Source organism: Vibrio sp. SG41-7, assembly GCF_014164465.1.
In the GTDB taxonomy this organism is placed as follows: Bacteria; Pseudomonadota; Gammaproteobacteria; order Enterobacterales; family Vibrionaceae; genus Vibrio; species Vibrio splendidus.
Map to the genome: position 1 here is coordinate 1 of NZ_JACJFF010000295.1, position 1,117 is coordinate 1,117.

1 protein-coding gene is annotated in these 1,117 nt (G+C 38.5%); it reads right to left on the reverse strand.

Features of this window, described 5'->3' with window-relative positions; all coding sequences use genetic code 11:
- Positions 1-155: sugar phosphate nucleotidyltransferase (locus tag H5300_RS26735; protein ID WP_259397969.1), on the reverse strand; the 155-nt coding region annotated here is incomplete at its 3' end.
- Between the last annotated feature and the right edge of the window lie 962 nt (positions 156-1,117).

The window sequence follows — 1,117 nt, forward strand, 5'->3', positions numbered from 1 at the left end:
TTCAGTAAATCCGCGTTAACAAAGTTATTTAAAGCAAAATCAATTAATCGATAGCTCCCTCCGAAAGGAACCGCGGGTTTGCTTCGAGATTCAGTTAAAGGTCTCAATCGAGAGCCTTCTCCACCTGCTAAAACCATACCTAAAACACGTGACATTGTTTACCTCGTATATCTTATTGACTAGAAGATGAGCACACTAGTTACTATCTATGGTAATTTGCTAACATTTATTGAAGAGATTGATTGGGTAGTAGTAAAAACGACAAGGACTATTTTGCTTGTCTGTGAGAGCTATACGCCTAGCGTTGAGCTAATCAACATAGCGAGCATGTTTACGATAGATACCCGCACTCGTTTTGTAAAGTATTTGTTGCGCATTTGTTGTGTTTTTTCATTTGTACGAGCGTTTGGTTGCATGCGCTTTGTTTAAAGTCGGAATTGATTTAGGTTTTAGCAGATTACGGGGTGGGGGGTAAGTAGTCACTAACCTCGTTGTTATCTCAAACGATTTCAAGTCCGGTCGCCCCGTTTATTATGCGTTTGGATTGTGCCAGTCCAACCATAAACTAGACTCAGCCTTGCAGGAAAAGTATGTTTTTGGTCGCATTAAGCTTTGATTTTAATATGAGTATTCATGTGTTCTCTCTGACATCTGTCCTTCAAATTTACCCATTAAGACCGTGATCTACTCTACGAAAAAATAAAGTAAGTCATACTATAAACTGTCATGTTGTGTACGAGTTAATTTATGTGTCTATTTAATGTCGACATGTAAGTAAGGTGTTTTGGTCTTGAAAAAGCACTGACGAGAATTGTTATTCTCACCACCGCAGAGCTGTTTCATCAGCTTCAAATTGCAGAAAAATCGAGATGATAATGATAATTTAACAAGAAATGCTGGTTATACATCTAGTGTTTTTAATTGCCTAACCTAGCCCTCAACGGGCGAGGTTTACGAGAATCATCGGGTCATTACCTTTATTAAAGTTTGAGTTTTTATTAGTCTCCTAAAAGGTTAAAACCACCGACTTTAGTCGGTCAGCTTTAGCTATGATACTTTACAACTCTGTACATAGGTGGAGTTGGTCATGGACTATCGTTACGGAAGCCATACGGTT